Origin of the sequence: Nosocomiicoccus sp. HMSC059G07, assembly GCF_001815515.1 — a bacterium.
GTDB lineage: Bacteria > Bacillota > Bacilli > Staphylococcales > Salinicoccaceae > Nosocomiicoccus > Nosocomiicoccus ampullae_A.
On the sequence record NZ_KV820785.1, the window covers coordinates 25,347 to 32,076 of the forward strand.

6 protein-coding genes are annotated in these 6,730 nt (G+C 36.8%); 2 read left to right on the plus strand and 4 right to left on the minus strand.

The genetic code is table 11. From position 1 onward, the window contains the following. Window positions 1–18: 18 nt before the first annotated feature. Complete coding sequence (locus tag HMPREF3029_RS01020; protein ID WP_070709265.1) at window positions 19–1,251, minus strand: lipid II:glycine glycyltransferase FemX; 1,233 nt, start codon at window positions 1,249–1,251, stop codon at window positions 19–21. 63 nt (window positions 1,252–1,314) lie between these two features. Between HMPREF3029_RS01020 and HMPREF3029_RS01025 the strand changes: the two genes are divergently transcribed. Then, window positions 1,315–1,566 carry a hypothetical protein gene (locus HMPREF3029_RS01025; RefSeq protein ID WP_040929601.1) on the plus strand — a complete coding sequence of 84 codons (252 nt, stop codon included), beginning with the start codon at window positions 1,315–1,317 and terminating at the stop codon, window positions 1,564–1,566. On the opposite strand, the gene HMPREF3029_RS01030 is transcribed toward HMPREF3029_RS01025, so the two are convergent. Further along, the gene (locus tag HMPREF3029_RS01030; RefSeq protein WP_068129185.1) at window positions 1,563–2,405 is read right to left on the minus strand and encodes a DUF368 domain-containing protein; all 843 of its coding nucleotides are present in this window, start codon (window positions 2,403–2,405) and stop codon (window positions 1,563–1,565) included. The genes HMPREF3029_RS01025 and HMPREF3029_RS01030 overlap by 4 nt on opposite strands. A gap of 144 nt (window positions 2,406–2,549) precedes the next feature. On the opposite strand from HMPREF3029_RS01030, the gene HMPREF3029_RS01035 reads away from it, so the two are divergent. Beyond that, a complete protein-coding gene (locus HMPREF3029_RS01035) occupies window positions 2,550–4,217 on the plus strand; it encodes a Na/Pi cotransporter family protein (RefSeq protein ID WP_068129183.1) in 1,668 nt (555 codons plus the stop codon). Between the two features lie 38 nt (window positions 4,218–4,255). On the opposite strand, the gene HMPREF3029_RS01040 is transcribed toward HMPREF3029_RS01035, so the two are convergent. Together HMPREF3029_RS01040 and HMPREF3029_RS01045 are read right to left on the minus strand one after the other, a co-directional pair. Further along, window positions 4,256–5,482: a metal-dependent hydrolase family protein gene (locus HMPREF3029_RS01040; RefSeq protein ID WP_070709266.1), complete on the minus strand. Its 1,227-nt coding sequence runs from the start codon at window positions 5,480–5,482 to the stop codon at window positions 4,256–4,258. Between the two features lie 10 nt (window positions 5,483–5,492). Continuing rightward, window positions 5,493–6,730: hypothetical protein (locus HMPREF3029_RS01045; protein WP_246830687.1), on the minus strand; the 1,238-nt coding region annotated here is incomplete at its 5' end.

Genomic DNA, 6,730 nt, shown 5'->3' on the forward strand with positions numbered 1-6,730 from the left:
CTTGTATTTAATATACCCTTATTTTCTAATTTTATTTAAAAACATTTTAGATTTTTGATACAGCGGTACGGCTGTATTGAGTAAGTGATACAATGGTCGGTTTAATACGTAATCAAATTCACCGATCTTATTAGATACTTCTGTCCCCCACTGACTTTTAAATTGCCATAGCCCAAAATACTCTGAGTCTTCTGGCGGTGAAACACTCGTCCCTCCAAAGTCATAACTTTTTGCGCCGTTTGCTCTTGCATATTGCATCATATGAAACTGCATATGATGGTTCGGTAAAAAGTCACGGTAATCGTTAGATGACGCGCCGTATAAGTAATATGATTTTTCACCACATTGCGCGTATAATGCACCAGATAATACTTCTGTCGATTTAATCTCTTTTATTTCTTCAAGTTGCGTATTTAATTTGCTTAAACGGTTGTTTAAATTATCTAACTGGTTTTGTTTTTTCGTCTCGTCGGCGATTTTATCCGCTTTTTTAATATCTTTATTAACTTTTAAAATGTCTTTTTCAATATTTTCTTTTACGTTTTTAGGATTTAGTTCGACTAAAAACAGTTCCATATGCCCGTTATCGTGGAGTGCATCGTACATCGATTCAAAATACGTAATGTCGCGTGTTAAAAAGCCGTCTCGTTCGCCGGTGATTTTCATCAGTTCGTGAAACGTTTTTAAATCTTCACGAGATGCACGTTTTACAACTGTCCCCATGCGTAACGCACGGCGGACTTTCGTGCGGTTATTTCTATCAAAACTTTGAAGTAGTGCTTTGTCGTCGACCGAAACGTCTGTCACCATCGTTTGACGTGGTTGAATCGCGTCTTTACTCATACCATCTAAAAATCCGTGGTGTCTAAATCCGAGGGACTTTAAGAGTTTTAATGTATCCTTTTCATCTTCAGGAATGTCTGGATCGATTTTAATGACGTAACTATTTTCTTTTAATGCGACGTCTATCGTTTCGGATAATAACGTCTTTACAGCCGCTTCATCGGTATAATCGACGACAAATCCCCTCGATATGTAGCAGAGCGTAAACTTTGTTTTTGGAATTTTTTTAAATTGTAACGTCGCTGCACCTACAATTTTTTCATCGTTTCCAATAGCGATACGCTTATAGTACCAACCGGTTAACTTTTTAGATTCCGCCCAATCGGTTAACTGAAGTAAGTCGCCATTTTTATGTGTCTCAATAAACGTGTTATAGTCGTTTTCGTTCACATTTAATTTTTTATACATAATATGTGCTCCAATCATTCGTTTAAAAATTTTGCTATAATTTCTAATGAAGGTGATGAAATTATGAAACAATTACTACTTTTAATTTTTATATTATTTAATGCATGGAGTGCATTCGATATATACGCAAACTACTCAGCTGATGAATTAATCGACTGGTTAAGTATCCGAATTATTTTACTCGTCGTTTCCGGCGCGTTAAGTGTTATTTATATACTCCTCGGCAGTAAAAAACTGACGAATATACTTGCTGTAATTAACATTGTACTCGCACTGACTCACTTTTATCGAATTCTTTTAATTTACTTTACTTAAATAGTGTCTGAGTTGTTTTTTATCGACATATAGTAGCTGATAAATAACCCAAGTACAAACGCTATAAGTGAAATTACCCACTCTGTTGGACGACTCGGGAGACCATTAAATATCGGGAAGACTGAGCCAGCTAACAATCCGATTATAAGTGCGTACATTAAATACGGATAAACGCGTAGTAAATAATGTAGCACTCGGCTCGTTAGTAATACTCCCGCGATAATACCGAGCCCAACAGCTACTAATACCGGTGTTACTGTAAAGTTAAATGATAAAAATTCAGATATCGAATACATGAGTATCGGATACGCACCGAGCATAAGTAGTATCACTGACCCAGATAACCCAGGTAATATTAAAGCACTCGCTCCTAAAAAACCACATATAAACAGCCACATTAACATCGTCGTGCTCATTTCAACTGACGTTACATCTGACTTTTCTAATACAAAATAATCCATTAAAAATAGTAATGCTGTCACTACTACGATAATAGAATAATGTACTGTTTTAAACTCCACTTTATAATTACCTAATTTAAACATCATTGGTATGACACCAATTACTAGTCCTAAAAAGAAAAAGTGGGTAATTATAGGGTGCGTATTTAACATGTAGTTTATCAGTGATGACATCGTCACGATCGCAATTCCCATCCCAATGAAAAGTGGGATTAAAAACATTAATGACTTCTTATATCGTTTTGTAAATAATTCGTTTATTGCTACGAGTGTTTGATCATATATTCCGAGTAATAACATTAACGTACCACTACTAATACCTGGCAACATTTCTGTAATACCCATAAAGAACCCTCGAATAACGTTACTCCATCTCATAATTTAACCTCTTGCTTTTTATTGATAATATATTTTACCATATGTTCATAAAATTTTATTATTTTACAATGAAAAATGGTATTATAATACTTATATACATAATTTAAGGGCTATAAATCTTAATGACTTATCGGAGGATTAATTATGGATGCTACTCCAATGCAAATTATCTTCTCGTTCCTCGGGGGACTCGGGATATTTTTATATGGGATAAAATCAATGGGAGACGGGTTACAAGCAGCTGCTGGTGACCGTTTACGTGAAATATTAAACCGTATGACAGCAACACCAATACGTGGAATTTTAGCAGGGATGCTCGTTACGATACTCATACAGAGTAGTTCGGGGACGACTGTAATTACAATCGGTCTCGTATCTGCAGGCTTTATGACATTAAAACAAGCAATTGGTGTCATAATGGGTGCAAACATCGGTACGACCGTCACAGCGTTTATTATCGGTTTAGATATTGGTGAGTACGCACTACCAGTACTTGCTGTCGGAAGCTTTCTACTATTTTTCTTTAACAAAACATCAATTAATAATCTTGGACGTATATTATTTGGTTTCGGTGCGTTATTCTTCGGACTTGAACTCATGGGAGAGGGTGTGAAACCTCTCGCAGACTTAGAGGCATTTCGTAACTTAATGTTAGAAATGAGTGATAACAGCTTCTTAGGTCTAGGTGTAGGGGTTATATTAACAGTCATCGTACAAAGTTCGAGTGCGACGATCGCGATTTTACAAAACTTTTATTTAAATGACCTCGTTGACTTAAATGCTGCTCTACCAATATTACTAGGAGATAATATTGGTACGACAATTACAGCAATACTTGCAGCACTTGTTGGATCTCTCGCAGCTAAACGTGCGGCTGCCGTACACGTTATCTTTAACGTTATCGGTGCGATTATCTTTATGATATTAATGCCTTTATTCGTCATGTATGTAGATTTCTTACAGTCTGCATTAAACTTAAATAAGCCAATGACAATCGCATTTGCACACGGTTCATACAACGTAATTAACACGTTAATTCAATTACCATTCATCGGTGTACTTGCTTGGATTGTAACTAAAATTGTACCTGGTAAAGATCTCGTAGAAGATTATAAACCAAATTTCTTAGACCCTATTTTACTTAGACAATCACCTCAACTTGCAACACAAAGTGCACAGAGTGAAGTGAAAAACCTAGGGTTAATTATTTCTGATACGTTTAAAGATTTGTTTAAATACGTTGAAAACCCGACCGATAAACGATATCGAAAAATTATCGAAAAAGTTCAACTCGTAGATAATGTACAAGAGAGTATCCGAAAGTACTTAATGGATATACTTGAACTTCAAAACCAGCGTAATATCGATAGTGAAAATATCGCTGCACTACTTGAAGTTACACGTATTTACACGAATACAGCTAAATTCATCGAAGACTTTGCTAACGAGTATAAAATAAAAGAAGAAGATCGTGTCAAAATCTCAGATGCTGCATTTGAAGGTCTTGAGACAATGATGAAACACGTCAAACGTTCACTTGATATGACGGTGGATTCTATAGATATTTACAATCCTTCAGGACTTGAAAGAATCATTCAACTAAGTAATCAATCGAATAAAATCGAACATAAATTACGTCAAGACCACGTGTCACGCCTTAACGATGGTACGTGCTCACCTGAATCTGGTGCTGTCTATGCTGAACTGATCGCATTACTTGAGCGTATCGGTTATAACTCTAGAAACATCTCAGAAACAATCCTTTACTCAACAAGACATGAGTTACCAGAAGAATTTACAATTTATGACTAATTAAAATCCGAAGTACAGATCGTACTTCGGATTATTTTTTATCGTATATCTTTTAAAACTTTTCCTTCTTTCGCAACGACGAGTATGTTGTCATTGTCTTTTAGACTTCCGATATTTTCTAGTGGGTTCTCTTTTAATAATACGAAGTCTGCTAAAAATCCAGGTGCAATTTGACCGACGTTATCGAGTTCTAAGCATTCTGCAGCTGTCTTTGTAGACGCGATAATTGCTTCCATCGGTGTCATTCCATGCTCGACCATTAGTTCTAACTCTCTTAAGTTCGTACCATGTTTAAACACACCTGCATCTGTACCCATTGCGATTTTCACACCACTTTTATGCGCCTTCTTAAAACTCTCAACATGTGCATCTAACACTTCTTTTGATTTCTTTAATCCGACTTCGCTCACCCCAAGTTCTTCTGCAAATTCAATCACAGACACTGGTGCGAGTAATGTTGGTACTAAAAATGTCCCTTGCTCTTTCATTTGATCAATAATTTTATCTGTTAAGTAAATCCCGTGCTCAATTGAGTGGATACCCGCATCTAAACATTGTTGAATACCTTCTTCTCCTTGAGCATGTGCCATGACTTTAACGCCATTTCTATAGCCTGCTTCTTCGACGATGACATTCAGTTCTTCTTGAGAATATTGTGTAAATCTCGGATGATCTGTCGGCGTAGAAACACCACCTGTAGCCATAACTTTAATAACGTCTGCGCCTGCACGTAATATTTCACGTGTTTTTTTACGTACTTCTTCAACGCCATCTGCGATATTCGATGGTAGTCCTGGATGTGGTGTAATAAGTGGTACATCAATACCAGAATAGTTCGTTGAATCACCGTGACCGCCAGTAATAGATAATGCAGATACCGAAATTACCATTCTCGGACCGACGACGAGTTCGTCTTCAACCGCTTTTTTAAATCCTAAATCTGCACCATACGCATCACGTACTGTTGTAATCCCTGCGTTAATTGTATTTCGCGCGTATTCAATCGATTTAAAAAAGTTATAAGAAAATGGTTGTGCAAGTTTTTCAGCAAGTGGCTGAAATTCTGTCGCGAGATGGACGTGTGAATCAATAAAGCCTGGTACTAAATATCTTCCTTCACCATCTAGTACTTCGACAGAATCATCGACTGATTTTGGATTCACTTCTACAAACTTACCATCTTCAACTAGGACACTTGTATTTTCTAATACGTCTTCGTCCGATCCATTGATAAGATTTACATTTTTAACTAATAATTTACTCATTCTAATCCCCCTAAATTAATCCCATCACAAAGCTTGCGATTACTGCTGATGCGATAGTTACTGTCACAAATCCACCGATTAACATCGGCGATACGAGTTCATCGAATAATGCTTCTTCATCTCTGTCATTACTCGCTTCACTTCTCGATACCTCTTCACAAAGAATGTAGTCCGCTGGGAAACCAAGTAATGCTGTTAAAGCGACTGGTATCCCTTTCGTATGATGCCATCCGACGAGTTTTGAACCGATGAATCCACCGAGTAAGAGGCCGATGACACCGACTGCTAAAATAACGACGACTGCCGGGAAGTGATTGACGACGTCTTTTGGTGTAATACCTCCCATCGTATTAATAATGACGATCATTAACGCTGCCATTAAAAATGAGAATGAGTTCGCTTTTTCTAATGCTGCTTTTGGTAAAATACGAAGATTCACTAAAATAATCCCGAATAATAGTGAGTATAATGTATAGTGAATCGGAGTATATTTAGCCAGCACTGTTGCCACTGCACCAAATCCGAAAATGATTGTGAGTAAAACAAGATTATTTTTTAAAATATTAAACCTTGCATGCTCATAACGTTCCTTATTTTCTAAATCTTGTTGCTTTTCCGCATCTGTTTTATGTTTTAAGAAGTAACGACTGTACTTTCTCATAAAATAAGTCGTGATTGGCATACCAACTGGTGTTTGGAATGCAGCAATCATGACAGGAACGACGATTAAGCTCGTTAACCCAAGTTCTTGTAGACGCTCTGTCGTAATGAGTAGTGCAATTACTCCTCCAGAAATAGGACCGATACCACTCGCTGCTACTGAAAAATCAAACGCAAGTGTTCCGATAGTAAGTACGAGCACTACAGCACCTACTAATCCAAATAATGCAATGACGACAGCACGCCATTGTTTCTTTAAAATATCATAACTCATTAGTGTTCCCATATGTACGATAAGTGCCGGTATTAATACCATCCCGAGCGAAGGTACTAACGTTTGCTCTGTCATATTTTCTGGGAACAATCCTGACCATATGAGTAGTAAATATAAAATCATCGCTGTCATCAGCATTGGCACTCTCGCATGAGTCACAATCGAAATCAATTCGCCAATGGTGAGAATTAAAAGAATTAAAACTGTTGCTACAATTGGATCAAAAGTCATTTTACTCACCTCAAAAATAATTAATGATTTGATTATGGACCATCCAAACTTAAAAGTAAATGAATTTTCTGAATATTCAATAT